The organism is uncultured Sphingomonas sp. (assembly GCF_913062585.1).
Lineage (GTDB): Bacteria > Pseudomonadota > Alphaproteobacteria > Sphingomonadales > Sphingomonadaceae > Sphingomonas.
This window is the reverse complement of record NZ_CAJXWX010000021.1, coordinates 35,284-59,011: the sequence shown is the minus strand read 5'-3', so window position 1 is coordinate 59,011 and position 23,728 is coordinate 35,284. Positions and strand designations below refer to the sequence as shown.

Below are 23,728 nucleotides of genomic sequence, written 5' to 3'. Positions count from 1 at the left end.
AGGGCAAAGGTGTCTCACCGAGACTGGCGCCCTGTTATTGCGCGTCCAGATCCTGGTTCCGCACGACACCGCCGGTCCCGCCGACGCCGTCATGCTCCCCGGTATCGGTAAACGTCACCGGCTCCTCGCCGCCTTCACCACGCTTGACCGCATCGGACCGTGCCTCGACCGCCTGCTCGATATCGCTCCGCTCATCCTCTCGCGGCGGGCTGTCGGGGTTGTTCTCCGGCGCCTCGCTGGGCGGGCTGTCGGGATGGTTTTCGGGATTCGTCGCCATCGTCTTCCTCAAATCTGCAAGGGCTGTTGCGTACCCGGATCACCCGGACCGACGCCGGGGGCAGGCTGGTCGATATCGGGACCGGGCGGCACAATTTCGGGCGGGGGCGCGTCGGGCTGCGCGGGCTGGGTCGGCTGCGGGCTTTCGGGCGGGGGCTGGGTGGCCATTCTCGCTCTCCTGTCGGGGTAGGAAGGGCATAAACGCACCGGACACGCCGATGTTGCCTGTTGTCCCTTGTGCAGGCCGCCCATGGTGATATAGACGCGCGCCCATCGGCGGTGTCCTCGTGCGGGCGTGGCGGAACTGGTAGACGCGCTGGATTTAGGTTCCAGTATCGTGAGATGTGGGGGTTCGAGTCCCTTCGCCCGCACCAGTCCCCGGTCAAAACGGGGCGACAGCCACACGGAATTTCTCCAGATTGAAGGCCTTTAGATGCAGACTGTCGAGACGCTGAACGAGGGGCTGAAGCGCGCCTACACGCTCACCATCACTGCCCAGGACATCGAGGGCAAGGTCGATGCCGAGCTGAAGCGCATCGCTCCGCAGATGAAGATGCCCGGCTTCCGTCCCGGCAAGGTGCCCGCGAATCTGGTTCGCAAGATGCACGGCCCGGCGCTGCTGCAGGACGCGCTGAACACCGCGCTGCAGGAAGGCGTCCAGTCGCTGATCGCCGAGCAGGGCCTTCGCCCCGCGATGCAGCCGCAGGTCGAACTGGCCGAGGGTTATGAGCAGGGCCAGGATGCCAAGCTGACCGTCACGCTCGAGGTGCTGCCGTCCGTCCCGACGCCTGCGATCGACGCGCTGAAGCTTGAGCGCCTGACCGTGCCGGTCGCCGACGAGGCGGTGGACGAGCAGCTGCAGAAGTTCGCCGACCAGCAGAAGCGCTGGGACGATGCGGGCGACAAGGCCGCCGCGGACGGCGACCAGGTCACCGTCGACTTTGTCGGCAAGACCATGGACGGCGTCGCCTTCGAGGGCGGTTCGGGCGAGGACATGGCCGTCGAGATCGGCGGCGGTCGCCTGATCCCCGGTTTCGAGGAGCAGCTGGTCGGCGTGAAGGCCGGTGAAGAGAAGCAGATCTCGGTCACCTTCCCCGAGGACTATCCCGCCAAGGACCTGGCCGGTCAGCCCGCGACCTTCGACCTGGTGATCAAGTCGGTGAAGACCGCCGGCGAAGCCAAGGTCGATGACGAGATGGCGAAGAATCTGGGCCTCGAGAGCCTGGAGCAGCTGCGCGGCCTGCTGAAGGGGCAGATCGAGCAGGAGCATAACGGCCTGACCCGCACCTACATGAAGCGCAAGCTGCTCGACCAGCTGGCCGATGGTCATGACTTCGAAGTGCCGCCGTCGATGGTCGAGGCCGAGTTCTCGCAGATCTGGGCGCAGCTCGAGCATGAAGCGACCCATGAGGAAGACCCCGAGGCCGCCAAGGCCGAGATGGAGAAGGAGCGCGACGATTATAAGAAGATCGCCGAGCGCCGCGTCCGTCTGGGCCTGCTCCTCTCGGAGATCGGTCAGGCCAACGGCGTCGAAGTGACCGCACAGGAAATGAACCGCCTGATCGCGCAGGCCGCGCAGCAGTACGGTCCGGAAGATCGTCAGCGCTTCATCCAGTATGTCCAGCAGGAGCCGATGGCCGCCGCCCAGCTGCGCGCCCCGCTCTATGAGGACAAGGTCGTCGACTTCCTGTTCGGCAAGGCCGAGATCACCGACCGCGAGACCACCCGCGAGGAGCTGGAAGCCGCGATCGAGAGCGAGGACGGTTTCGCGACCGGCACGCACGTCCACAATCATGACCACGACCATGATCATGACCATGGCGCGAAGAAGCCCGCCAAGGCGAAGGCCAAGAAGGCCGATGACGTGACCGAGGATGCGGCAACCGAGGAGGCTCCGAAGGCCAAGACGACCCGCGCCAAGAAGGCGGCTCCGGCCGAGGCAGAGGCGGAAGCGCCTGCCGAGACCGAGGAAGCTGCTCCGGCGAAGAAGCCGCGCGCCAAGAAGGCCGCTGCTCCGGCCGAGGGCGAGGCGGAAGCCGCCGAGGCCGCGCCTGCCAAGAAGCCGCGTGCCAAGAAGGCCGCGCCGACCGAATAAGGTCGGCGTCGCCGGGCTTCGGCTCGTGACGAACGGAAAGGGCGGCCGCGCGAGCGGTCGCCCTTTTGTCGTTTGATCCTGACAATTTTATCGGATCGCCATATCCTCCCTCGCCCCTCTCTGAGGGGAGAGGGTTCCGCAGACTTGGTCTTTGCGAGAGCAAAGGCCTTAGTCGGAGCTGGGTGAGGGGTGAGCGCTCGAAGAGCGCGCGAGCCGGAGGCTCGCTCGACCCCTCACCCAAGCTACGCTAGCCAGCACGCTGGCAAGCTCCGCTAACTCTCTCCCCTATCCAGGGGAGCGATGCGCGATGCTACCCAGCGATCGACCTTGGCCTTTGCCGCCACGCAACGATAAAACAGGCGGCGAGCAGGGGGAGCAGCCACAGCACCCGGCTCTGATAGCGGTCATCCGGCCCGGACAGATCGCCGGTGATCGCCGCATTGAGCAAGACCGTCGCAACGACGAGCCCGGCCAGCCCCAGCACGCGCCAATCCCGCCTGCGCGCCGCCCAGAACAGCATCGGCGGAAGCAGCAGCACGACTAGAACCGCGACCGCCACGTCTGGCGCGAATTTCAGTGCGTCGAGTGTCCCGCGCTGCTGGCGCGAATGGGCAAAGGCCTGGAAAGCGTGCGGCATCCGCGTGGACAGGATGCGCGAGACCTGCATCTCGGCCGGATAGGGGGGCAGCACGCCTTTGCGGAGGGTGACCAGCTGCTCGGTAAAGCCGTGCCAGGCCAGTGCCGCGACACCGGCGGGATCGTCGTGCAGGACCGCGGCGATGATCCGCCGCTGCTCGGCGATGGTCCCCGGCCGGTCGCGGTGGAGCATCGCGCCCAGCGGCGAGCGCGCGTCCCAGAGATAGGCCTGGCCCGGCTTGGCGATCGTCGGATCGTCGACCAGCGGGCGGACCGCGCAATGCGCCATCGCCTGCGTCTGGCAGAGCCGCGCCAGGGCCGGCTGGGCGAGATGGCCGTCGAACAGCCGCCCGACCAGGAACATGTCGGACGACAGGGCGGGCTTGAAATCATAGCCGGCTGCGCGGTTCAGCGTGCTGAGCCCGAACAGGGCAAGCAGAATGGCGAGGGCGGGCGGCAGGGCCCGCCGCAGCACCGCGCGTGCGGCCATGCCCTTCGCCAGCATTGCCACTACCGCCAGACCCAACAGCCCCGTCACCAGCGGGACATGGCTGAGATGCACTGCGATCAGCGCCGTCAGCACCAGGGTCAGTCCGGCCCGTTGCCAGAGGGCGGCGGGACTGGCGAGCAGGGCGAACAGGACGAGCGGCACGAAGCCGGTGGCGAGATCGGGCATGATCTGCCCGACGAACCAGGGCAGGCTGCTTCCCAGCGCCAGAAAGGCACAGGTCGCGAGCAATTCGACCGGCTGCAGGCGGCGCCCGACGATGCCAAGCGTCATCGCTACAATCAGCGTGGCCCCGATCGCCTGGATCGCCACGATGCCCCAGGGCCCCGCGATCATCAGGGGCAGCCCGATGGCCAGGCCATAGATGGCCGGTCGATCGGTCGGGAAATACAGCTCCAGCGGAATGCGGAAATAGGTCCCCGAATCGGCGAAGACCAACGGAAAACCGTTGGCGATCGCGACCCAGGCGAGCAGCGCGGCGCCCAGCAGTATCGCGCCGCCCATCGGCCATATCGGCCATCGTGATGATCCCGGCGGGTGCCGCTTGGTATCCTGCATCCCCTGAGCCTAGGATGGCGACTGATCCGGGAGCAAGGTCGCGCGCGACCGCTTTCGTCCCGCATCGGCCATGGGGTCTCTCGCTTTACCCCGCGATCCTCCATAGAAGGCACCGCCAATGGGCCGCAGCTATGGCCCCACGAGGGAAGAATGATGGATCACCAGGGGGCCGCGCCACGGATCGCGGTGCTGTTACCGTGCTATAACGAGGAAGCCGCGATCGCACAGACGATTGCCGGGTTCCAGGCGGCGCTGCCGACCGCGACCATCCATGTCTATGATAATAACAGCCGCGACCGCACGATGGAGGTCGCGCGGGCGGCGGGGGCGGTCGTCCGGTCGGAGCGGATCCAGGGCAAGGGCGCGGTCGTCCGCCGGATGTTCGCCGATATCGACGCCGACATCTATGTCATGGCCGATGGCGACGCGACCTATGACGCGGCGTCCGCGCCCGCGCTCGTCGCCCGCATGGTCGAGGAACAGCTCGACATGGTGGTCGGCCAGCGGGTGAGCGAGGCGGAACTCGCCTATCGCCGTGGCCACCGGTTCGGCAATGCGATGCTGACGGGGATGCTCGCCAAGCTGTTCGGGCGCAGCTTCACCGATATCCTGTCGGGCTACCGCGTCTTTTCGCGCCGTTTCGTGAAGAGCTTCCCGGTCCTGTCGGTCGGCTTCGAGATCGAGACCGAGATCAGCGTCCATGCGCTCGAACTCAAAATGCCCTGTGCCGAGATCGCGACGCCCTATTATGCGCGGCCCGAGGGGTCGACGTCGAAGCTGAGCACCTATTCGGACGGCTGGCGCATCCTGCGGACCATCATCAAGCTCTATCGGATCGAGCGTCCGTTGTGGTTCTTCGGGGCGATTGCGGGCCTGTTCGCCGCGCTGGCCGTGCTGCTCGCGGTGCCGTTGATCTTTACCTATCTGGAAACGCACCAGGTGCCGCGCTTCCCGACTGCGATCCTGTCGACGGGGCTGATGCTGCTGGCCGGGCTTAATCTGTTCACCGGGCTGATCCTCGACACCGTCGTGCGCGGGCGACAGGAGGTTCGGCGGCTGGCCTATCTGGCGCTGCCCGCGCCGGGGAATGACCGCTAATCGGATTTTCACCCCTGAACGGGATAAACGCTGCACGGCAGCATCCTTGGATGTTGCCGGGGCTTGAATATGCGCGGGCATCACGCGACATAGGGGCTCTTCTGGGCATAAGAGAGAATTCCATGCACAATCCGTTCGAGACCGGCGATTTCGCGAGCCCGCTGGCGCATGCTGGCGTCGGGCTTCGGCAGACGCAGGCCGGGCTGGTTCCGATCGTCATCGAACAGTCGAACCGCGGCGAACGGTCGTTCGATATCTTCAGCCGCCTGCTCCGCGAGCGCATCATCTTCGTCACCGGCGGTGTCGAGGACGGCATGGCCTCGCTGATCTGCGCGCAGTTGCTGTTCCTTGAGTCGGAAAATCCGAAGAAGGACATCTACATGTACATCAACTCGCCGGGCGGTGTCGTCACGGCGGGCATGGCGATCCATGACACGATGCAGTATATCCGTCCGCGCGTCGGCACGCTGTGCATCGGCCAGGCCGCCTCGATGGGCAGCTTCCTGCTGGCCGCCGGTGAACCGGGCATGCGCTTTGCGACGACGAACAGCCGCATCATGATCCACCAGCCTTCGGGCGGGGCGCAGGGCATGGCGGCCGATATCGAGATCCAGGCGCGCGAAATCCTGCGTATGCGGCATTTCCTGAACTCGCTCTATGCGAAGTACACGGGCAAGCCGCTTGAGGAGATCGAGCGCGCGATGGACCGCGACAAGTTCATGAGCGCGGAGGAAGCCAAGGAGTTCGGCCTGATCGATCAGGTGTTCGACAAGCGTCCGGTTCCGGCCGAAGACGCATCGGCCGCCGCATAAGGCGGGTCGTTCAGCATGAACGGTTTATTTCGATTGTGACTTTATCGGGGTGCGGTACGATGCGCACCCCGGCAACGGTAGCGCACCAGTATCGGGTGCGAGAGGTGATTGATGGACAAGGTGAGCGGTGGCAACTCGAAAAGCACCCTCTATTGCTCGTTCTGCGGGAAGTCGCAGCACGAGGTGCGCAAGCTGATCGCGGGGCCAACCGTCTTCATTTGCGACGAGTGCGTGGAGCTGTGCAACGACATCATCCGTGAGGAGACCAAGTCCGCGCTGGTTTCCAAGAAGGATGGTGGCGTGCCGACGCCGCAGGAAATCTGCAATGTGCTCGACGATTATGTCATCGGGCAGAAACAGGCCAAGCGCGTTCTGTCGGTCGCGGTGCACAACCACTATAAGCGGTTGAACCACGGCGCGAAGGGCGCCGACGTCGAACTCGCCAAGTCGAACATCCTGCTCGTCGGCCCGACCGGCTGCGGCAAGACGCTGCTCGCGCAGACGCTGGCGCGCATTCTCGACGTGCCGTTCACCATGGCGGACGCGACGACGCTGACCGAAGCCGGTTATGTCGGCGAGGATGTCGAGAACATCATCCTCAAGCTGCTCCAGGCGTCGGATTACAATGTCGAGCGGGCGCAGCGCGGCATCGTCTATATCGACGAGATCGACAAGATCAGCCGCAAGGCCGAGAATCCCTCGATCACCCGCGACGTGTCGGGCGAGGGCGTTCAGCAGGCGCTGCTGAAGCTGATGGAAGGCACGACCGCCAGCGTTCCGCCGCAGGGTGGCCGCAAGCATCCGCAGCAGGAGTTCCTGCAGGTCGATACGACGAACATCCTGTTCATCTGCGGCGGCGCGTTTGCAGGGCTGGAGAAGATCATCGGCGACCGTCTGCAGGGTAAGTCGATCGGCTTCGGCGCCTATGTGGCGGCTCCCGAGGAGAAGCGGACCGGCGAATATCTGCGCCAGACCGAGCCGGAGGATCTGCTCAAGTTCGGCCTGATCCCCGAATTCGTCGGCCGTCTGCCGGTCATCGCGACGCTGGAAGACCTCGACATCGCGGCTTTGGTCAAGATCCTGTCCGAGCCGAAGAATGCTTTGGTCAAGCAGTATCAGAAGCTGTTCGAGATGGAGAATGTCGAACTCGACTTCACCGACGATGCGCTGACCACGGTCGCCAAGAAGGCGATCGAGCGCAAGACCGGCGCACGCGGGCTTCGTTCGATCCTGGAGGGCATTTTGCTCGACACCATGTTCGACCTGCCCGGCATGGACGGCGTCGACGAGGTGATGGTCGACAAGGACGTGGTCGAGGGCCGCAAGGAACCGATCCGCGTCTATGCCGAAAAGGCGAAGAAGACGGACGGCGCGGCGGCCTGAACGGCCCCGTGATCCGGTGGAATTGATAGCGGGCGCTTCCCCCTGGGGAGGCGCCCGTTTTCACATGGGGAATGCCATGGTGACGATCCGTGAGGCGGGGGCTGGCGACCGGGCGGCGGTGGCGACGATGCTGGGCCGCGCCTTTGCCGACGATCCGGCCATGTCCTATATCTTTCCCGACGCCGCCGACCGGGCGAAGCGGCTGCCGCGTCTGTTCGCCTTGTTGTTCGACAGAGATGCGGTGGGGATGCGGCTGGTCAGCCAGGCGGCGGATGCGGGAACCTTCTGGCGTCCGCCGGGGCAGGCGCATGTGCCGACCATGGCCTTTGTCCGGCGGCTGATCCCGGTGCTCCACGCGCTGGGGGCATCGCTGCCCCGCGCGATGCGGCTGGGCGATGCGGTCGAGGCGCATTTCCCGGCCGAGCCCTTCTGGTATCTGCACATCGCGGGTGTCGATCCGGCGCGACAGGGGCAGGGACTGGGCGGCGCGTCGATCCGGGCTGGGCTGGCCCGGTGCGATGCCGACGGCGTGCCCGCCTATCTGGAGACGGCGACCGGGAGCAATGTCGCGCTTTACGGTCGGCTGGGCTTCGAGCTGATCGGGGAATGGTCGGTGCCTAAAGGCGGTCCGCGCTTCTGGTCGATGATCCGGCGGGTCGGCGGGCGCTGAATTTCCTCCCCTGCAAGGGGAGGTGGCGCGCGTAGCGGGTCGGAGGGGTGTCACGCCATCGAGAGGGTTATACCCCTCCGTCAAGGCTTCGCCCTGCCACCTCCCCTTGCAGGGGAGGAATGAAACAGGCGTGCGAACCCTCTGCGTGACCGCGCGTTGCCGCTCCGAATAGGAGACGCACCGATGAAGCCCCATATGATCTGCCACATGATCTGCAGCCTCGACGGGCGCATCCTGCAAAGCCGCTGGCGCCCCGACAGCTACAAGCCCGGCGATTTGTTCGAGGACCTGCACGACAGGCTCAGCGGCGATGCGTGGATCGTCGGGCGGGTGACGGGGCAGGAGTTCGCCAAGGGCGAGCACTATCCCGACAGCGACCAGGTTTTCCCGCGCGAACATTGGTTCGCCCGCCGCGAGGCCGACGCGTTCGGCGTGGTGCTGGACGAACAGGCCAAGATCGTCTGGGGCCGGGGCGATATCGGCGGCGATCCGATCGTGGTCGTGCTGACCCGGGCAGTGTCGGACTCGCATCTGGCCGGACTGCGAAGCGATGGGGTGTCCTATATCTTTGCCGGACAGGACCGGATCGACCTGCGCGCCGTGCCCGAGATTCTCGCCGAGGAACTGGGGGTGAAGACCCTGCTGGTCGAGGGCGGGGGAACGGCCAATGGCGAATTCCTGCGCGCCGGGTTGATCGACGAGATCAGCATGGCGTTTTGCCCGGCGATCGACGGCGCGGCGGGAGCGCCGAGCCTGTTTCATTCGGGCGAGGAGGATGCAGAGGCGTCGGCGCCGCTGGCCGGGCTGGCATTGACGCATCATGAGGTGCTGCCGGGCGGTGAGGTGTGGCTTCGGTACAAGGTGGAGAATGTGGGGGGCGCTTAACGGCCCTCACCCTTCCGCCGCTTCGCGCCTCCCTCCCTCTCCCAATGGGAGAGGGAGGGAGGGAGGGGCGTTATTGCCCTGTCGCAACGAATTTGATCGCGTCGGGAGCCACTAGGGTGGTTGGCGCATTGGCATGACAGGGATGTCATCACCCCATGCCGAGAAGGAGACCAGACCCGCCATGAGCGAGCCCGACGCCATCGTCACCACCGGACAGAAACGCCCGCTGCTCCAGCGTCTGTTGATGCCCTGGTGGACCCTGGTGTTCCCGATATTGGGGCTGATCGCCATTGCGGTGTCGCTCTACAGGATGGGGACGGTCGGCGTCGTTGCCGCGGCGATCATTCTGTTCGGATGCGTGCTGTCCGCCGTGCATCAGGCCGAGGTCGTCGCGCACCGGGTCGGCGAGCCCTTCGGCACGCTGGTCCTGGCGGTCGCGGTGACGGTGATCGAAGTCTCGCTGATCGTCAGCCTGATGCTGTCCGATGCGGGCGATGCCTCCAGCCTTGCGCGCGACACGGTGTTCGCGGCGATCATGATCATACTGAACGGGATCGTCGGTCTCTGCCTGTTGGCGGGCGGTGTCACGCATGGCGAGCAGCGCTTCTCGTTGCGGGGGGCGAGTACCTCGCTGAACGTGCTGACCGCCATGGTGGTCTTGTCGCTGGTGCTGCCCAATTACGTTTCGTCCGCGCCCGGGCCGACCTATGCGCCGTCGCAACTGATCTTCGTCGCGCTGGTCAGCGTCATTCTCTACGGGACCTTCGTGATGGTGCAGACGGTCCGCCACCGCGACTATTTCCTGCCCGCCGACGACGACATGCCCGCCGACGCCCATGCCGAGCCGCCGACCAATGCGGCGGCCTGGGCGGCGCTGGGGATGCTGCTGGTCGCGCTGGTCGGCGTGGTGCTGCTCGCCAAGGGGCTGTCGGGGATCGTCGAGGCGGCGATCCTGGGGGCAGGCTTGCCGCTGGCGATCGTCGGCGTCGTGATCGCGGCGCTCGTGTTGGCGCCGGAGAGCCTGGCGGCCTACCGCGCGGCCAAGCGGAACCGGCTCCAGACCAGTCTGAACCTCGCGCTGGGTTCGGCGCTGGCGACGATCGGGCTGACCATTCCGGCGGTGGCGATCGTGTCGCTGATGCTCGGCCTGCCCTTGGCGCTGGGGATCGGAGCGAAGGAGATGACTTTGCTGGTCCTGTCGCTGTTCACTATCACGCTGACGCTGGGCAATGGCCGCACCACCGTGCTGGGCGGTGCGGTGCATCTGGTGATTTTTGCGGCGTATCTGTTCGTGACGGTGGTGCCGTAGGGTCGAGGAATTCCCCCCAGCCGTTCAGCCTGAGCGAAGTCGAAGGCCACGCTACAGCGGTAGCCAAAGGGAGATCGGCGAAGGGATTACCTTGGCCTTCGACTTCGCTCAGGCTGAACGGAGGGTGTGTTTTAGTTCGTCTTTTTCTTCGCCGCCTGCTCGCCCTTCCACGCCCGGAACTGCTCGATCGCGACCGAGCGCTTCAGGATTTTGGCCCAGGGATCGACCACGACATGCGCGCCCGCCGCCACGGTCAGCGTGCCCGTGCCGTCCGTCATCGGCAGGGTCTCGACCTTGTCGTCGACCTGCACTTCGACCGGCAGCGGGAAACGCCCGCCCCCCGGCACCTTCCAGCTCAGCGTCAATTGGTCGCCGACCCGCGTCTCGACGATCTCGGGCAGGGCCGCCTGGCGCAGATAGACGTCGAAGAACCAGCCATAATCCTTGCCCGTCACCTGTTTGACGAAGCCCTCATATTCCTTGGTCGAGCCATAGCGAGGGCTGAAATTCCCAGGCTTTGGATCGGTCCGCCCATAGACGGCCAGCCGCGTTACGTCCCAGAAGGCCTTGTCGCCGATCAGATTGTGGAGCGTGTGCAGCATCCACGATCCCTTCATATAGATGTCGAGGCCGGGACCGCCCTTGGCCTCTTCATAGACATCCTGCTCCGTCATGCTGCGGTCGTGGACGATGGGGGCCTTGTTCGCGATCTGCCCGCGCTGCGCGTCCATCATCACCGCATAGCGGGCCTCGCCCTCACGCCAGCGGCCGTAAGAGGGCTGCATATAGCTGCCATAACCCTCGTGCAGCCAGAAATCGTCCCAGTCGACATTGGTCAGCTGGTTGCCGAACCATTCATGGCTGAACTCATGCTGAAACAGCCAGTCGAACCCTTCCGGCGCCTTGGCATATTCATTGCCATAGGCGTTGATCGTCTGGTGCTCCATGCCCTTGTGCGGGGTTTCGACCACGCCGAGCTTTTCGTCGCCGAAGGGGAAGGGGCCGACGGTCGACTCGAAGAAATCCAGCGTCGGCGCGAACTCGGCGAACAGCCCTTCGGCCTTTTCCTTCTCGCCGGGCAGATACCAGTAGAACATCGGGATCGTATTGCCGAAGCGGCTCTTGTAGCTGCCCTGCACCACCTCATAGGGCCCGACGTTCAGCGCGATGGCGTAGGTGTTGGGGTGCTTCGCCCGCCAGTTCCACCGGGTCCGCCCATCGGGCAGCGTATCGACGCCCAGCAGCACGCCGTTGGACGGCGCCTTCAGCCCCTTGGGCACCGTGATGTGGAGCGTGACCACGCCCGGCTCACCCATCGGATAGTCCAGGCACGGCCAGAGCAGGTCGCAGCCATAGCCCTGGTCGGTGGTCGCGAACCAGGGGCGGCCGTCCGGCGTCTTGGCCCAGACGACGCCGGTATCCCAGGGGGCGCGCACCGCGACATGCGGCGTGCCGCCATAGGTGATCTTGGCGCTGACCTTCTGTCCTGTGCGAAGCGGGCGGGGCAGGGTGATGACCAGCTGCCCTTGCGGATTGCTCCACTGGGCAGGCGACAGGGCCTTGCCGTCGATCGCGATCGCCTTGACCGGCAGGTTCTTGTCGAGGTCGATCACCAGCCGTGCCAGCGGCGCCTTAGCGGTAAAGCCCAGCACCGCGATGCCGTTCAATTCCTCGGTATCGGGCAGCACCTCGAACGACAGGTCGGCGCTGTCGAAACGCACCGCGAGCTGTTCGGGGGGACGGACCCCGCCCGATATCATGGTCTGCGCAGTCAGCGGCGGCTCACCCTTGCCGGGCAGGGGCTTGGGCGTCTGGGCTGGAAGCGGCGTGACCGACAGCAGCGAGGAGGCGAGCAGCGCGGCGGCAATTCGTATACGATCCATCGCTATGGTGTTGCGCAACTGTCCGGACTTGGCAAGCACCGTATCGCCTCGTCGCACCGGTGATTGATGGATCGGCAACCCTCCCCATATAGTGAGGCGAAGAGGCCCCGCTGGGGGCCGACCGGAGTTTGCATGAACCAGTCCTATCCCGTCCTTCCGCTGCGTGACATCGTCGTCTTCCCGCACATGATCGTGCCTTTGTTCGTCGGCCGCGACAAATCGGTCGCGGCACTGGAAGCGGCGATGGCAGCGGATAAGGAAATTTTCCTGGTGGCTCAGTTGGATCCGGCCGAGGACGACCCCTCGCGCGAGGATCTGTACGAGATCGGCGTGACCGCCACCGTCCTGCAATTGCTGAAGCTGCCCGACGGCACGGTGCGCGTGCTGGTCGAAGGCAAGACGCGCGGTCGCCTGTCCGAGCTGGACGAATCGGGGGCGTTCCTGACCGCCACGATCGACGCGACGCCGGTCGATGGTGACGAGGCCGCGCTGGAGGCGCAGGACCATGACATGAAGGCGCAGATCGCCGCCCTGATGCGCTCGGTGGTCGACCAGTTCGAGAATTACGCCAAGCTCAACCGCAAGCTGCCGGCCGAGACGGCGGTCCAGCTGGCCGAGATCGAGGATGCCTCGCAACTTGCCGATGCGGTCGCCGCCAACATCTCGGTGAAGGTCGCCGACAAGCAGGCGCTTTTGGTGGAGACCGATCCGGCCAAGCGGCTGGAGATGGCCTATGCCCTGATGGAGGGCGAACTCGGCGTCCTTCAGGTCGAGAAGAAGATCAAGAGCCGCGTCAAGCGCCAGATGGAGAAGACGCAGCGCGAATATTATCTCAACGAACAGCTCAAGGCGATCCAGCGCGAGCTGGGCAATGAGGGCGAGGACGGCGATGGCGACGAGATCGCCGAGCTGACCCAGAAGATCGCGACGCTGAAGCTGTCGAAGGAGGCGCGCACCAAGGCGACCGCCGAGCTCAAGAAGCTGAAGACCATGGCGCCGATGAGCGCCGAGGCGACTGTCGTGCGCAATTATCTGGACGTGCTGCTGGGCCTGCCCTGGGGCAAGAAGTCCAAGGTCAAGAAGGACATCGCGGCGGCACAGGCGATCCTCGACCAGGACCATTATGCGCTGGAGAAGGTGAAGGACCGGATCGTCGAATATCTTGGTGTCCAGGCGCGCACCAACAAGCTGAAGGGGCCGATCCTGTGCCTCGTCGGCCCGCCCGGCGTCGGCAAGACCTCGCTGGGCCAGTCGATCGCCAAGGCGTGCGGGCGCGAGTTCATCCGCCAGTCGCTGGGCGGCGTGCGCGACGAGGCCGAGATTCGCGGCCACCGTCGCACCTATATCGGCTCGCTGCCGGGCAAGATCGTGACCAACCTGAAAAAGGCCGGCACGTCGAACCCGCTGTTCCTGCTCGACGAGATCGACAAGCTGGGCCAGGATTTCCGCGGCGACCCCGCCTCGGCGCTGCTGGAGGTGCTCGACCCCGAACAGAATGCCAAGTTCAACGATCACTATCTGGAGATCGACATCGACCTCTCGGACGTGATGTTCGTGTGCACCGCGAACACGCTGAACCTGCCGCAGCCTTTGCTCGACCGCATGGAGATCATCCGTCTGGAGGGCTATACCGAGGACGAGAAGGTCGAGATCGCCGAGCGTCACCTGATCGCCAAGCAGGTCGAGACGCATGGCCTGAAGGACGGCGAGTTCACGCTGACCCAGGACGGCCTGCGCGCCCTGATCCAGCGCTACACCCGCGAGGCGGGCGTGCGCACCCTGGAGCGGGAGATCGCGCGCCTCGCCCGCAAGGCGCTGCGCCAGATCCTGGAGGGTAAGGCGACGTCGGTCACGATCACGCCGGACAACCTCCACGAGTTTGCGGGCGTGCAGAAATATCGCCACGGCCTGTCCGAGCAGGAGGACCAGATCGGTGCGGTCACGGGCCTCGCCTGGACCGAAGTCGGCGGTGAGCTGCTGACCATCGAATCGGTGACGGTGCCGGGCAAGGGTCAGGTGAAGACCACCGGCAAGCTGGGCGATGTGATGAAGGAATCGGTGCAGGCCGCCTTCAGCTTCGTCCAGGCGCGCAGCCCGAGCTTCGGGATCAAGCCGTCGCTGTTCCACCGCAAGGACATTCATATCCACCTGCCCGAGGGCGCGGTGCCCAAGGATGGTCCGTCGGCGGGCATTGGCCTGGTCACGTCGATCGTCTCGACGTTGACCGGCATAGCGGTGCGCAAGGATGTGGCGATGACCGGCGAGGTGACGCTGCGCGGCCGCGTACTGCCGATCGGGGGCTTGAAGGAAAAGCTGCTGGCGGCGCTGCGTGGCGGCATCACCACCGTGCTGATCCCGCAGGAGAATGAGAAGGATCTGGCGGATATCCCCGCCAACATCCTGAACGGCCTGAAGATCGTGCCGGTCGCCCATGTCGATGAGGTGCTTCGCCTGGCGCTGGTCGGGCCGCTGGAGGCGATCGACTGGACCGATGCGGACGAGCTGGCGGCGCTGCCGCCCGCACCGATCCCGGCGGTGGGCGGCGAACGCCACCACTGATCGTCGCAGGCCAGAGGCCGCCGGTCGAGCGACCGGCGGCCTTTGTCATCAAACTGCAACCGGCATCTGTTTGCGTGCCGCCTCGTTTTCAATCGATGTCGGGGTTTGACAGCTTCGACAGCCTTGTCATTATCGGTCCTTTAATATTTGAGCGGCACCGAGTCCCAGGTCGCTTATCGTTGAAATCATAGGGGGTTATGGAATGAACAAGCAGGAGCTGATCGCTACCGTCGCCGATTCCTCGGGCCTCGCGCGCGGCGATGCGGTCAAGGCGGTCGACGCCGTGTTTGAATCGATCACCGCCGCTCTGAAAAAGGGCGATGAAGTCCGCCTGGTCGGCTTCGGCACCTTCTCGGTTTCCAAGCGCAAGGCGTCGACCGGCCGCAACCCGCGCACCGGCGAGCCGATGACCATCAAGGCGTCGTCGCAGCCCAAGTTCAAGCCGGGCAAGCTCCTGAAGGACTCGGTCAACTAAATCCGAAAATTGGGGCTGGACAGGCGGCGGATCGCCGCCTAAAGGCCCGTCCTCCGGTTACCGGGCGCGTAGCTCAGCGGTAGAGCACACCCTTCACACGGGTGGGGTCACAGGTTCAATCCCTGTCGCGCCCACCATTTTTTCAACGACTTGGCGGTCGTGAAAAAATGGCTTCCGATGCGATCATGTCCTGATGATCGCCTGTCCGGCAGGATTTTGCCGGTTTCCGGCAAAGATGTGCCGGTTGCATGACGCATTAAGGTGCCTTTAGCGGCTGTTTCCTATGCTGTTTGGCGAAGGAGATCGTCATGCAGCAGGGGTATCGCAGCTTTCGTCCCGAGCATCCGGCCATTGCGATCGCAATGGCCTTCCAGCCGGTTCTGGACGTCGAGACCGGGCGCGCCGTCATCTATGAGGCGCTGGTTCGCGGCCCCAAGGGAGAGGGCTCTGCCGATATCCTGGCGCGCGTCACGCCCGAGACGCGCTTTGCCTTTGACCCGCAATGCCGGGTGATGGCGATCGAAGGCGCGGTGGCGGCGGGCATCCTGAACACCGACGCCCGGCTGGCGATCAACTTCTTTCCCGACACCGTCCAGTCACCGCTCGCTGGCCTGGAGCAGACGCTGGCAACCGCCCGGTGGCTCAACGTGCCGCACGAACGGCTGATCTTCGAATTTTCGGAAGAGGCGCACGTCGGTGAGCCTGAGCATCTGGAGACCATTCTCGATACCTATCACCATATGGGCTTCGGCACCGCAATCGACGATTTCGGGGCGGGCCATGCGGGCCTGACGCTGCTGGCGCGGGTGAAGACCGATTATATCAAGCTCGACATGGCGCTGATCCGCGGGATCGATACGGCCATGCCCCGCCGGATGATCGTGGAGGGCGTCATCCGGATCGCGGACAAGATGGGCATCGCGGTCATCGCCGAGGGGGTCGAGACGATCGGTGAATATGACGCGCTGCGCGCGCTCGGCGTCCGCTATATGCAGGGTTACCTGCTAGCGCGTCCGGGCTTTCGCTGCCTGCCGCCGGGGCAGCTGCCCGAGGAACCAGCCTGGGCAAAGATGGCGTGACCGGGGATTCTTCCTCCCCGTGCGGGGAGGATGGATCCTCTATCGCTTGGCACCTGCATTCCCCTCCAGATAGCGGGCAATGGGGTCGATCATGTCCTTCGGGATACGGCGCGCGATGACCGGCATGGTCGCGTGGCTCTTGCGCGCGTCGACCATGTTCTTGTCGCCCTGCCAATGGCGCAGGCGCGCGGCGATATAGCTGGCCCGCTGTCCGGCAAGGACCGGATAGGGCTTGCCCGGCGCGTGACAGCTGGCGCAGGCGGGCAGTTGCTGGTCGGGCAGGCCGCGCTCGACGATCTTTGCGGCGGCATCATCGCCCGCAGGCTTGGCGCCCAGTCCCGGCATGGCCGCGAAGCGTCGCGCGGCGGCTTCCATCGCGGCGGGGTCCATGCGCATCGCCACTTGCTGCATGACCGCGCTCGACCGGGTGCCGTTCGCATAGCCCCGCAGCGCGGCAAGCAGATAGTCCGGGCTCTGGCCGCCCAGGATCGGGATGTCGGGGCTGCCGCGCCCGCCCCCGTCGGTGCCATGGCATCCGGTGCAATTGTCGGGGTCGATCGCGGGGGAGGCCTGGGCGACCAGCGCGCGATATTGCGCCGGGCTCATGCCGGGCAGGCGACGGACAAAGGCGACCATGCGCCGCACTTCGTCCGGCCGGTCCTGCACCGCCCAAGCGGGCATGCCGGTATATTTCACGCCATGCTGCAGGATCCAGAAGAGCTGCTTGTCGCTCCATTCGCGCGCGTTGATCGCCAGGTTCGGCGCGGGCGGGGTGGCGGCCTGCATCACCGGTGCGGGCTTCTGGCCCGGGGCGCCGTGACACACGGCACAGGCATTGGCGAAATGGCCCGCAGCGCTGACCAGGCCGCTGGCATCGGCCGGATCCTCGGGCGTAGTCAAGGCGGCATGGGTGCGCACCGAATTGCGCATCGCCCAGTGCAGGAACCAGTCGGTGATCGCCCAATGCCCGCTCGACGCGGCAAGGCTGATCACGCCCGACCAGGCCACCGCCAGCCCGAGCGCCGCCAGCCCGACCAGCGTCGCGAGTACCCGCTTCCATGTGATGCGGATCGTCATGCGCGTGCCTCCTCTGGCGTGCGGAGCAGGCGGCCGAGCATAGCGAGCCCGCCGCACAGATAGGCGATGCCGCCGACGAGCAGCATTACGACCCCCGCCAGCTGCTGGTCGGCCAGCGCCTCCGTACCGTGATGGGTGTAGAGCGGGCGCGGGGCCAGGCCGATCAGCGCGCCGAGCAGGGTCATGTGCATCGAGGTCACGAGCAGCGCCGCCACCCCCGCCGCATGGTGGCGCGGGGCCAGCACCGCCGCCCAGAGGAGCAGCCCGGCGGCCAGGAAGCTCGCCTGTTCCACTGCCAGCCACAGGGGCATGTGATCCGCCAGGCGACGCAGTGCGGGGACGTGCCAGCCCCACACGATCACCGCCTCGACCAGTGCGGCGGCCAGTGGCGTGGCGAGGCGCGGCCAGCGCTCGGCGGGATCGAAGCGGGTGCCCTGTACCCCGATCGCGAGACAGGGCGCGGCGACCGCGACGGCGATCATATGTGCGACCATATGGCCGGTCATGCCCCAGCCGCTTAACGCCCAGCCCAGGGGCAGCAGCGCCAGTCCGACGGTCAACGCCCCCCGCTTCATCGGCAATCGTTCAGCATGAGCACGGGCAGCGCGGTGAAGATTACCGCGACGAAGCTCAAGGCGGCCAGCAACATGGTCGAATAGGCCAGGAAGCGCAGGCGGTCGATGTCGGTGCCCTCATTATGCGGGGGCGGGTCGCCGGGCGTGCGCGACTGCTGCCACGCGATCACGCCGGACATGACGATCACGACAAGGGCGATGACCGTCCCGATCGCAAAGGCGGTGGGGAAGAGCGCCCATTCGCCGATCTTCTCGCAACTGATCGCGGCCCAGAGATAGGAGAACAGGAAATGCACCGCCCAAGCGGTCGGCGGTACGATCAGCGTCCACAGGGTGACGCGCAACCGGTGCGCGCGCTTCAGCCAGCGCCTCATAGCCCGGTCTCCGGAAACAGGCCGACGGTCAGATAGGTGACGATCGCGGTCAGCGCGAAGAAATGCGCATAGACAGTGATGTTGCGGATATCGGCGTCATGCGTCGGCTTCATCCGCCCCGCGATGCTGCGCGCCAGCGTATAGAACTGCATGATCGCGGCGACGGCCGCGTGGGCCACCGTCCAGACGACCAGCACCCATATGATCGCCGGATAGACATTGGCGGTCGGGTCCAGCCCGTCCAGGCAGGCGAGCCCGGCGAACAGGCTGGCGATCGCGGTCGCTGCGCCCGCGATCAGCAGCGCGCGTGCCGCCGTCACCGAGCCCCAGCCATGCATCTCGCGCGCCGCCAGCGTCGCCGCCCAGCTGGCGAGCGACAGGGCCAGCGCCATCATCGGTCCGGTGCTGCCCGGCCCGTCAAAGCCCGCGCCGAAATCGGGATGGACGGTCCAGTAGAAATAATAGCCGAAGACGAGGCCGGAAAAGGCGGTGGCGTCCGCCATCATGGTGATGAACATCGCCCACCATCCGGGCGCCGCCGGGCCGGAGATGTAGAGCGGCAGCTTCATACCATGACCGATCGGCTTTTCGGGCTTTTCGGGAATTTCGGCGGTGTCCCACAGCCACCATAATATGCAGGCCAGCGTCACCACGCCGCCCAGCGCCGCCATGATATAGAGGTGATAGGTGGTCAGGATGAATACGCTGCCCAGCGCAATGGCGGTCAGCATCGGCTTGACGCTGGGGGTGCCCAGTCGGATCACCGATACGGGCTTGGCATCCAGGACCGAGGTGATGATCGTCTCGCGCCGTCCTTCCTCGGCGTCGGGCAGGAAGAAGCGGCCTTCGTCCACCTTCGCGACGAAATTCTTCTGGTCCCAGATCGGATAGCGACTTTCGACCAGGGGAACCGATCGGATGCCCCAATCCTCGTCATCCGGATGAGCCAGCCATTCCAGCGTGCCCGCGTTCCAAGGGTTGCGCGGCGATTTCGGCCGCGTCGGCGAGAGGGCGAGGTCGACGACCAGCACCAGCACGCCGACCGCGAACATATAGGAACCCAGCGTCGAAGCGAGGTTCAGCCAGCCGATATTGAGTTCGGCCGGATAGGTGAAGACACGGCGCGGCATCCCTTCCAATCCCGACAGGTGCATCGGGAAGAAGGTCAGGTTCACGCCGACGAACATGATCCAGAAGGCGATGCGCCCCAGCCGGTCGGACAGTTTCTTGCCGGTGATCAGCGGCCAGTAATAATAAAGCCCGCCGAACAGCGGCAGCAGCGTGCCGCCGATCAGCACATAATGGAGGTGCGCGACGATGAAATAGGTGTCGTGCGCCTGCCAGTCGAACGGTGCGACGGCGACCATCACGCCGGTCAGCCCGCCGATGACGAAGATGGCGAGGCTCCCCGACGCGTAGAGCAAAGGCGTCGACCATTTGACCTTGCCCGCCCAGAGCGTGGCGATGAAGGCGAAGATTTGAACGCCGGTCGGGATGGCGACGGCTTCGGATGCGGCGGAGAAGAAAGCCAGGCTGATCTTCGGCAGGCCGGTCGCGAACATGTGATGGACCCACAGGCCGAACGACAGGAAGGCGGTGCCGACCGCCGCCAGCACGATCCACGGATAGCCGAGCAGGTGCCGTTGCGCGAAGGTCGGGATCATCATCGCGAACAGCGCGATGGAGGGCAGGAAGACGATATAGACTTCCGGATGGCCGAAGATCCAGAACAGGTGCTGCCACAGCAGGGGATCGCCACCGCGCGCCGCATCGAAGAACGGCCAGTTCAGCAGCCGCTCCATCTCGAACAACAAATCGCCCGCGATCAGCGGCGGGAAGGCGAACAGGATCATCACCGCCACGACCAAGATGTACCAGGCGTAAAGCGGCATCAGGTTCAGCCGCATCCCCGGCGGGCGGCATTTGAGCACGCCGACGATCAGCTCGACCGCGGCGGCCACCGACGACACCTCGATGAAGGACAGGCCCAGCATCCAGATGTCCGCGCCCAGACCCGACAGGTCGGTGCGGGTGGTCAGCGGCGGATACATGAACCAGCCGCCATCGGGCGCGGCGTTGAAGAAGATCGAGCCGCCGACGAACACGCCGCCCAGCAGGAAGCTCCAGTAACCAAAGGCCGACAGGCGCGGAAAGGGCAGGTCGCGCGCGCCCAGCAGCTGGGGCAGCAGGATGATCGACACGGCCTCGAACATCGGCACGGCGAACAGGAACATCATCATCGAGCCGTGCAGCGTGAACAGCTGGTTGAAGGTGTTTGCCGAGACCAGGTCGTTGTCCGGCACCGCCAGCTGGGTGCGCATGATGAGCGCCAGGACGCCGGCGAACAGCATGAAGCCGAACGCGGTCAGCGTGTACCAGACGCCGACGCGGTTGTTGTTCGTATCGGTCCAGCGCAGGAACAGGCCGCTGGGTGGCTTCCACACCGCACGCAGTCGCTCTTCCTGCGCGGCGCGGAGGGCCGGATCGTCCTGGGCGTGGAGGCTCATTTCAGGCCCTGCAGATAGCGGGCGAGGGCGCGGGCCTCGTCATCCGACAATTGGGGGAAGGAGGGCATACGAACGCCCGGCTTGGTCTTTTCCGGATGGCGGATGAAGGCGGCGACATTGGCCGGGGTCATCGGCAATATGCCCGCCGCCAGCGTCCGGCGGGCGCCGAAATGCGTCAGGTCGGGGCCGATCCGGCTGGGCGCTGTTACGCCCGCCACGGTGTGACATCCGCCGCAGCCATTTTCGGCGAACAGGCGCGCACCGGTCCGGTCGCTCGACCGGGCGGGCCGTGCTTCGTTGGCCAGCCAGGCGTCGAAGGCGGCGGGCGGCATTGCGATGACGTCGAACGCCATCAGCGCATGGGACAGGCCGCAAAACTCGGCGCATTGTCCGCGATAGCGGCCGGGCTTGTCCGCGCGCACGACCAGGGTGTTGGTGCGGCCGGGGATCATGTCCATCTTGCCGGCCAGCCCCGGGATCCAGAAACTGTGCACCACGTCGCCCGCGCTCAGCTGGAACGCGACGGTGCGGCCGGTGGGAATCCGGATCTCGTTGGCGCTGCTCACGGCGGGACGACCGGTGGGCTGGTAGGCGACGCGCCACCAGAATTGCTCGCCATCGACCGCGATGGTCAGGTCGGTGGGGGACACCGGGCGGGGCTTCATATAGGGTAGCGAATAGGCGAGCAGCCCGAGCAGCACGGTCGTCGGGATCACCCCGCCCAGCCACAGCACGATCCGCATCCCGCGATGATGGTCGATCGCCCCTTCCGGCGCGCGTACGGCATGGCGCATCAGCATCGCCACGCCGCCCGCGATCACGACCGCACCGACCAGCATGATGATGAAAAGATGCCGGATATCGGCCGCATCGGCTCCGAATGGCGCCAATGTGGACTGATGCGTGTTGCATCCCGCCAGCAGGCCGGCGGTCATGATCGAGATGGCGATGCTTGTCCCCCGCATCGCCCCCGAACGTTTCGCTGGTGGATTAGTTCATGTTAGCTTCATCTAAACTTCATGTTGCGGGCGTCACTCGTCATTGCGACGCCACACCGCCCCGGCCAGCACGGTCGCAAAGCCCAGCCATGCCGCCAGCGGCATCACGCTGACCGAAGCCGGGCGATCGACCTTCCAGGCGGTGGCGGCCAGCGCCGTCGTGCCCAGCGCCATCGCACCCGCCGCCGCCGTGCTGGCGCCGGTACGACGCTCGCGGAAGAACAGCTCAGTCCAGCCGCCGATCATCGCGGCGTTGCCCAGCCACAAAGCGACCGACGCGTTGCGGGCGGGCGAGGGTGGGCGTAGCAACAGGCGATAGCCGCCCACCGCCGCCAGCGTCTCCAGCACCGGCCAGACCGCGCCGAACACCGCATCGGGCGGGGTAAAGCCCGGCTTGTCGAGCCGTCGATACCAGCGCCGGATCCGCGGGTGCGCGGCATCGGGGGCGTTGCGCCGTCCGACCAACGCACTCAGCCCCAGCACGCCCGCCGCGATGCCGCCCGCCATCAGCGGCGAAAGTCCCTTGTCCTTCATGACCGTCATCCTTTCCGTTCGGCGGGACAACGACTGCCGGTCATCCATGTTCAACGGCCAGCTGGCGGCGGCCCCAGACGCAGAGCCGGTCGAGCAGCCCGATGGCCAGCAGCGACGCGCCGAACAGCGGCAGGACGATGCCCGCCAGGATCAGCGCGGTAACCAGCCCGCCGACCCGTGCACCGGACAGGGGCGGCGGTGCGCCGATCCGTCCCGCCGGGCGGCGCTTCCACCACATCGCGACTCCGCTGATCGTCAGTACCCAGATCGCCAGACAGGGGATCAGCATCACCAGCTGGTTCGCCCGGCCGAAATAATGGCCCATGTGAAGCTGCACGCCGGACTCCACCGCGCGGCCGACCACGCCATAATCGGCATAGCGGACCTCCGGCCCGATGGCGCGGAAGCTGTAGCGGTCGACATAGAGCGTCTTCTGCCCCCAAGGCCGATCGGGATAGGTGAACACCGTATAGACGCCGCGCGGCCCATTGGGCAGGAACAGCCGGTATCCGCCGCGCCAGCCCCGTCGGTCGAGCAGGGTCGTGACCCGGTCGGTGCCGCGAATGACGGCGGGATCGCGGGTGGCGCCGGGGCTTTCGGGGCCGTGACCGGCATGGTCGTTCGGCATCGACGAATGCGGCATCGGGGCATCCTCCAGCGTCCAGGGCGTGTCGCCCAATGCCGTCTTCATGGGCGTGCTGTGGGGGATGTTGTACTGGCGGAAGGAGGGTGGATAGCCTACCCCCAGCGTGGCGCTGACCCGGTGGAGTAGGGGCCCGCTGATCCCTGCCCAGGGCAGGCCGGTGACGATCAGAAAGCCGATCAGCACGACGCTCCACAGCCCGACCGGCCCATGAAGATCGCGCCAGAACCGTCGCCCGCGTCCTGACAGCCGGGGCCAGAGCGTGCCGCCCGCGCGAAAGCCCCCGCGCGGCCACCACAAGATCAGGCCGGTGACGAGCAGCACCAGCGCCCAGCAGACCGCCAGTTCGACCAGCCGCTCGCCGAACACGCCCATCAGCATCGACCGGTGCATCGCATCCGCCCAGCCGACGAGCGTGCGGTCATAGACGACGCTGCCCAGCACCCGCCCGCTGCCCGGATCGACCGCGACGCGGCGCGGCGGCCCGGACGCGGGCTGCACGAAGATCACGGCCGAACGGGTATCGGCATCGGGCATGTCGACCCGCGACGCCGCGCCCGGATAGGCCGCCAGTGCCGCGTCGATCATCCGGGACATCGGCACCACGTTGCGGTGCTGGGGCACGAGGCGAAGCTGCGGATACAGCGCGTCGTTCAGTTCCCGGTCGAACAGATAGATGCCGCCGGTCAGGCTGAGCATCAGTACGATCGGCGCGACCAGCAGCCCGGCCCAGAAATGCCAGCGCCAGATGGTCCGATGGAACGCCATGCGGGGGGAGTGCTTGGTCATGGCGA

General features: G+C 66.0%; 21 protein-coding genes and 2 tRNA genes. 12 read left to right on the top strand and 11 right to left on the bottom strand.

Annotated elements, in window-relative coordinates:
• Nucleotides 1-34: 34 nt before the first annotated feature.
• Nucleotides 35-277, bottom strand: a complete 243-nt coding sequence (locus QZ546_RS13655) for a hypothetical protein (RefSeq protein WP_294238539.1) — start codon at nucleotides 275-277, stop codon at nucleotides 35-37.
• 8 nt (nucleotides 278-285) lie between these two features.
• Nucleotides 286-444 carry a hypothetical protein gene (locus QZ546_RS13650; RefSeq protein WP_007405040.1) on the bottom strand — a complete coding sequence of 53 codons (159 nt, stop codon included), beginning with the start codon at nucleotides 442-444 and terminating at the stop codon, nucleotides 286-288.
• Nucleotides 445-565: 121 nt separating this feature from the next.
• Between QZ546_RS13650 and QZ546_RS13645 the strand changes: the two genes are divergently transcribed.
• Together QZ546_RS13645 and tig are read left to right on the top strand one after the other, a co-directional pair.
• Nucleotides 566-650, top strand: a tRNA-Leu gene (locus QZ546_RS13645).
• 59 nt (nucleotides 651-709) lie between these two features.
• Nucleotides 710-2,371 (top strand): trigger factor, encoded by a 1,662-nt coding sequence (tig, locus tag QZ546_RS13640; protein WP_294238534.1) that lies wholly within the window; start codon nucleotides 710-712, stop codon nucleotides 2,369-2,371.
• Nucleotides 2,372-2,681: 310 nt separating this feature from the next.
• On the opposite strand, the gene QZ546_RS13635 is transcribed toward tig, so the two are convergent.
• Nucleotides 2,682-4,019, bottom strand: coding sequence for a hypothetical protein (locus QZ546_RS13635; RefSeq protein ID WP_294238531.1), 1,338 nt, complete (start codon nucleotides 4,017-4,019; stop codon nucleotides 2,682-2,684).
• A 204-nt stretch (nucleotides 4,020-4,223) separates the two neighbouring features.
• On the opposite strand from QZ546_RS13635, the gene QZ546_RS13630 reads away from it, so the two are divergent.
• From QZ546_RS13630 to QZ546_RS13605, 6 genes are all read left to right on the top strand, one after another.
• Complete coding sequence (locus QZ546_RS13630; RefSeq protein WP_294238527.1) at nucleotides 4,224-5,171, top strand: glycosyltransferase family 2 protein; 948 nt, start codon at nucleotides 4,224-4,226, stop codon at nucleotides 5,169-5,171.
• 122 nt (nucleotides 5,172-5,293) lie between these two features.
• Nucleotides 5,294-5,983 (top strand): ATP-dependent Clp endopeptidase proteolytic subunit ClpP, encoded by a 690-nt coding sequence (clpP, locus tag QZ546_RS13625; RefSeq protein ID WP_294238524.1) that lies wholly within the window; start codon nucleotides 5,294-5,296, stop codon nucleotides 5,981-5,983.
• 111 nt (nucleotides 5,984-6,094) lie between these two features.
• Nucleotides 6,095-7,366, top strand: coding sequence for an ATP-dependent Clp protease ATP-binding subunit ClpX (gene clpX, locus QZ546_RS13620; protein WP_042489865.1), 1,272 nt, complete (start codon nucleotides 6,095-6,097; stop codon nucleotides 7,364-7,366).
• A gap of 76 nt (nucleotides 7,367-7,442) precedes the next feature.
• Complete coding sequence (locus QZ546_RS13615) at nucleotides 7,443-8,036, top strand: GNAT family N-acetyltransferase (protein ID WP_294238521.1); 594 nt, start codon at nucleotides 7,443-7,445, stop codon at nucleotides 8,034-8,036.
• A 183-nt stretch (nucleotides 8,037-8,219) separates the two neighbouring features.
• Nucleotides 8,220-8,921 (top strand): RibD family protein, encoded by a 702-nt coding sequence (locus QZ546_RS13610; RefSeq protein ID WP_294238518.1) that lies wholly within the window; start codon nucleotides 8,220-8,222, stop codon nucleotides 8,919-8,921.
• A gap of 181 nt (nucleotides 8,922-9,102) precedes the next feature.
• Nucleotides 9,103-10,230, top strand: a complete 1,128-nt coding sequence (locus QZ546_RS13605; RefSeq protein WP_294238515.1) for an ionic transporter y4hA — start codon at nucleotides 9,103-9,105, stop codon at nucleotides 10,228-10,230.
• Nucleotides 10,231-10,361: 131 nt separating this feature from the next.
• Here the strand turns inward: QZ546_RS13605 and QZ546_RS13600 are convergent, their stop codons facing one another.
• Nucleotides 10,362-12,113 carry a M1 family metallopeptidase gene (locus tag QZ546_RS13600; protein ID WP_294238512.1) on the bottom strand — a complete coding sequence of 584 codons (1,752 nt, stop codon included), beginning with the start codon at nucleotides 12,111-12,113 and terminating at the stop codon, nucleotides 10,362-10,364.
• Nucleotides 12,114-12,245: 132 nt separating this feature from the next.
• Between QZ546_RS13600 and lon the strand changes: the two genes are divergently transcribed.
• The 4 genes from lon (at nucleotide 12,246) to QZ546_RS13580 (ending at nucleotide 16,226) form a co-directional block, all read left to right on the top strand.
• Nucleotides 12,246-14,672 carry an endopeptidase La gene (gene lon / locus QZ546_RS13595; protein ID WP_294238507.1) on the top strand — a complete coding sequence of 809 codons (2,427 nt, stop codon included), beginning with the start codon at nucleotides 12,246-12,248 and terminating at the stop codon, nucleotides 14,670-14,672.
• 175 nt (nucleotides 14,673-14,847) lie between these two features.
• Nucleotides 14,848-15,147: an HU family DNA-binding protein gene (locus tag QZ546_RS13590; protein ID WP_272867546.1), complete on the top strand. Its 300-nt coding sequence runs from the start codon at nucleotides 14,848-14,850 to the stop codon at nucleotides 15,145-15,147.
• A gap of 62 nt (nucleotides 15,148-15,209) precedes the next feature.
• Nucleotides 15,210-15,284, top strand: a tRNA-Val gene (locus QZ546_RS13585).
• Nucleotides 15,285-15,455: 171 nt separating this feature from the next.
• On the top strand, nucleotides 15,456-16,226 hold the full coding sequence (locus QZ546_RS13580; protein ID WP_294238504.1) for an EAL domain-containing protein: 771 nt from the start codon (nucleotides 15,456-15,458) through the stop codon (nucleotides 16,224-16,226).
• Between the two features lie 39 nt (nucleotides 16,227-16,265).
• On the opposite strand, the gene QZ546_RS13575 is transcribed toward QZ546_RS13580, so the two are convergent.
• From QZ546_RS13575 to QZ546_RS13545, 7 genes are all read right to left on the bottom strand, one after another.
• Complete coding sequence (locus QZ546_RS13575; RefSeq protein WP_294238501.1) at nucleotides 16,266-17,303, bottom strand: c-type cytochrome; 1,038 nt, start codon at nucleotides 17,301-17,303, stop codon at nucleotides 16,266-16,268.
• The gene (locus QZ546_RS13570; RefSeq protein WP_294238499.1) at nucleotides 17,300-17,878 is read right to left on the bottom strand and encodes a cytochrome c oxidase assembly protein; all 579 of its coding nucleotides are present in this window, start codon (nucleotides 17,876-17,878) and stop codon (nucleotides 17,300-17,302) included. The genes QZ546_RS13575 and QZ546_RS13570 overlap by 4 nt, the downstream gene beginning before the upstream one ends.
• Nucleotides 17,875-18,252 carry a hypothetical protein gene (locus QZ546_RS13565; RefSeq protein ID WP_294238494.1) on the bottom strand — a complete coding sequence of 126 codons (378 nt, stop codon included), beginning with the start codon at nucleotides 18,250-18,252 and terminating at the stop codon, nucleotides 17,875-17,877. Before QZ546_RS13565 ends, QZ546_RS13570 begins: the two co-directional genes overlap by 4 nt.
• A complete protein-coding gene (gene ctaD, locus QZ546_RS13560) occupies nucleotides 18,249-20,759 on the bottom strand; it encodes a cytochrome c oxidase subunit I (protein WP_294238491.1) in 2,511 nt (836 codons plus the stop codon). Before ctaD ends, QZ546_RS13565 begins: the two co-directional genes overlap by 4 nt.
• On the bottom strand, nucleotides 20,756-21,724 hold the full coding sequence (gene coxB / locus QZ546_RS13555) for a cytochrome c oxidase subunit II (RefSeq protein ID WP_294238489.1): 969 nt from the start codon (nucleotides 21,722-21,724) through the stop codon (nucleotides 20,756-20,758). The genes ctaD and coxB overlap by 4 nt, the downstream gene beginning before the upstream one ends.
• Nucleotides 21,725-21,790: 66 nt before the next feature.
• A complete protein-coding gene (locus tag QZ546_RS13550; RefSeq protein WP_294238486.1) occupies nucleotides 21,791-22,291 on the bottom strand; it encodes a TspO/MBR family protein in 501 nt (166 codons plus the stop codon).
• 40 nt (nucleotides 22,292-22,331) lie between these two features.
• Complete coding sequence (locus QZ546_RS13545) at nucleotides 22,332-23,723, bottom strand: PepSY domain-containing protein (RefSeq protein ID WP_294238483.1); 1,392 nt, start codon at nucleotides 23,721-23,723, stop codon at nucleotides 22,332-22,334.
• Between the last annotated feature and the right edge of the window lie 5 nt (nucleotides 23,724-23,728).

Coding starts and splice junctions, on each gene's coding strand:
- QZ546_RS13655 (WP_294238539.1), bottom strand. CDS start 277: ATGGCGACGAATCCCGAAAACCATCCCGACAGCCCGCCCAGCGAGGCG.
- QZ546_RS13650 (WP_007405040.1), bottom strand. CDS start 444: ATGGCCACCCAGCCCCCGCCCGAAAGCCCGCAGCCGACCCAGCCCGCG.
- tig (WP_294238534.1), top strand. CDS start 710: ATGCAGACTGTCGAGACGCTGAACGAGGGGCTGAAGCGCGCCTACACG.
- QZ546_RS13635 (WP_294238531.1), bottom strand. CDS start 4,019: ATGGGCGGCGCGATACTGCTGGGCGCCGCGCTGCTCGCCTGGGTCGCG.
- QZ546_RS13630 (WP_294238527.1), top strand. CDS start 4,224: ATGATGGATCACCAGGGGGCCGCGCCACGGATCGCGGTGCTGTTACCG.
- clpP (WP_294238524.1), top strand. CDS start 5,294: ATGCACAATCCGTTCGAGACCGGCGATTTCGCGAGCCCGCTGGCGCAT.
- clpX (WP_042489865.1), top strand. CDS start 6,095: ATGGACAAGGTGAGCGGTGGCAACTCGAAAAGCACCCTCTATTGCTCG.
- QZ546_RS13615 (WP_294238521.1), top strand. CDS start 7,443: ATGGTGACGATCCGTGAGGCGGGGGCTGGCGACCGGGCGGCGGTGGCG.
- QZ546_RS13610 (WP_294238518.1), top strand. CDS start 8,220: ATGAAGCCCCATATGATCTGCCACATGATCTGCAGCCTCGACGGGCGC.
- QZ546_RS13605 (WP_294238515.1), top strand. CDS start 9,103: ATGAGCGAGCCCGACGCCATCGTCACCACCGGACAGAAACGCCCGCTG.
- QZ546_RS13600 (WP_294238512.1), bottom strand. CDS start 12,113: ATGGATCGTATACGAATTGCCGCCGCGCTGCTCGCCTCCTCGCTGCTG.
- lon (WP_294238507.1), top strand. CDS start 12,246: ATGAACCAGTCCTATCCCGTCCTTCCGCTGCGTGACATCGTCGTCTTC.
- QZ546_RS13580 (WP_294238504.1), top strand. CDS start 15,456: ATGCAGCAGGGGTATCGCAGCTTTCGTCCCGAGCATCCGGCCATTGCG.
- QZ546_RS13575 (WP_294238501.1), bottom strand. CDS start 17,303: ATGACGATCCGCATCACATGGAAGCGGGTACTCGCGACGCTGGTCGGG.
- QZ546_RS13570 (WP_294238499.1), bottom strand. CDS start 17,878: ATGAAGCGGGGGGCGTTGACCGTCGGACTGGCGCTGCTGCCCCTGGGC.
- QZ546_RS13565 (WP_294238494.1), bottom strand. CDS start 18,252: ATGAGGCGCTGGCTGAAGCGCGCGCACCGGTTGCGCGTCACCCTGTGG.
- ctaD (WP_294238491.1), bottom strand. CDS start 20,759: ATGAGCCTCCACGCCCAGGACGATCCGGCCCTCCGCGCCGCGCAGGAA.
- coxB (WP_294238489.1), bottom strand. CDS start 21,724: ATGCGGGGGACAAGCATCGCCATCTCGATCATGACCGCCGGCCTGCTG.
- QZ546_RS13550 (WP_294238486.1), bottom strand. CDS start 22,291: ATGAAGGACAAGGGACTTTCGCCGCTGATGGCGGGCGGCATCGCGGCG.
- QZ546_RS13545 (WP_294238483.1), bottom strand. CDS start 23,723: ATGACCAAGCACTCCCCCCGCATGGCGTTCCATCGGACCATCTGGCGC.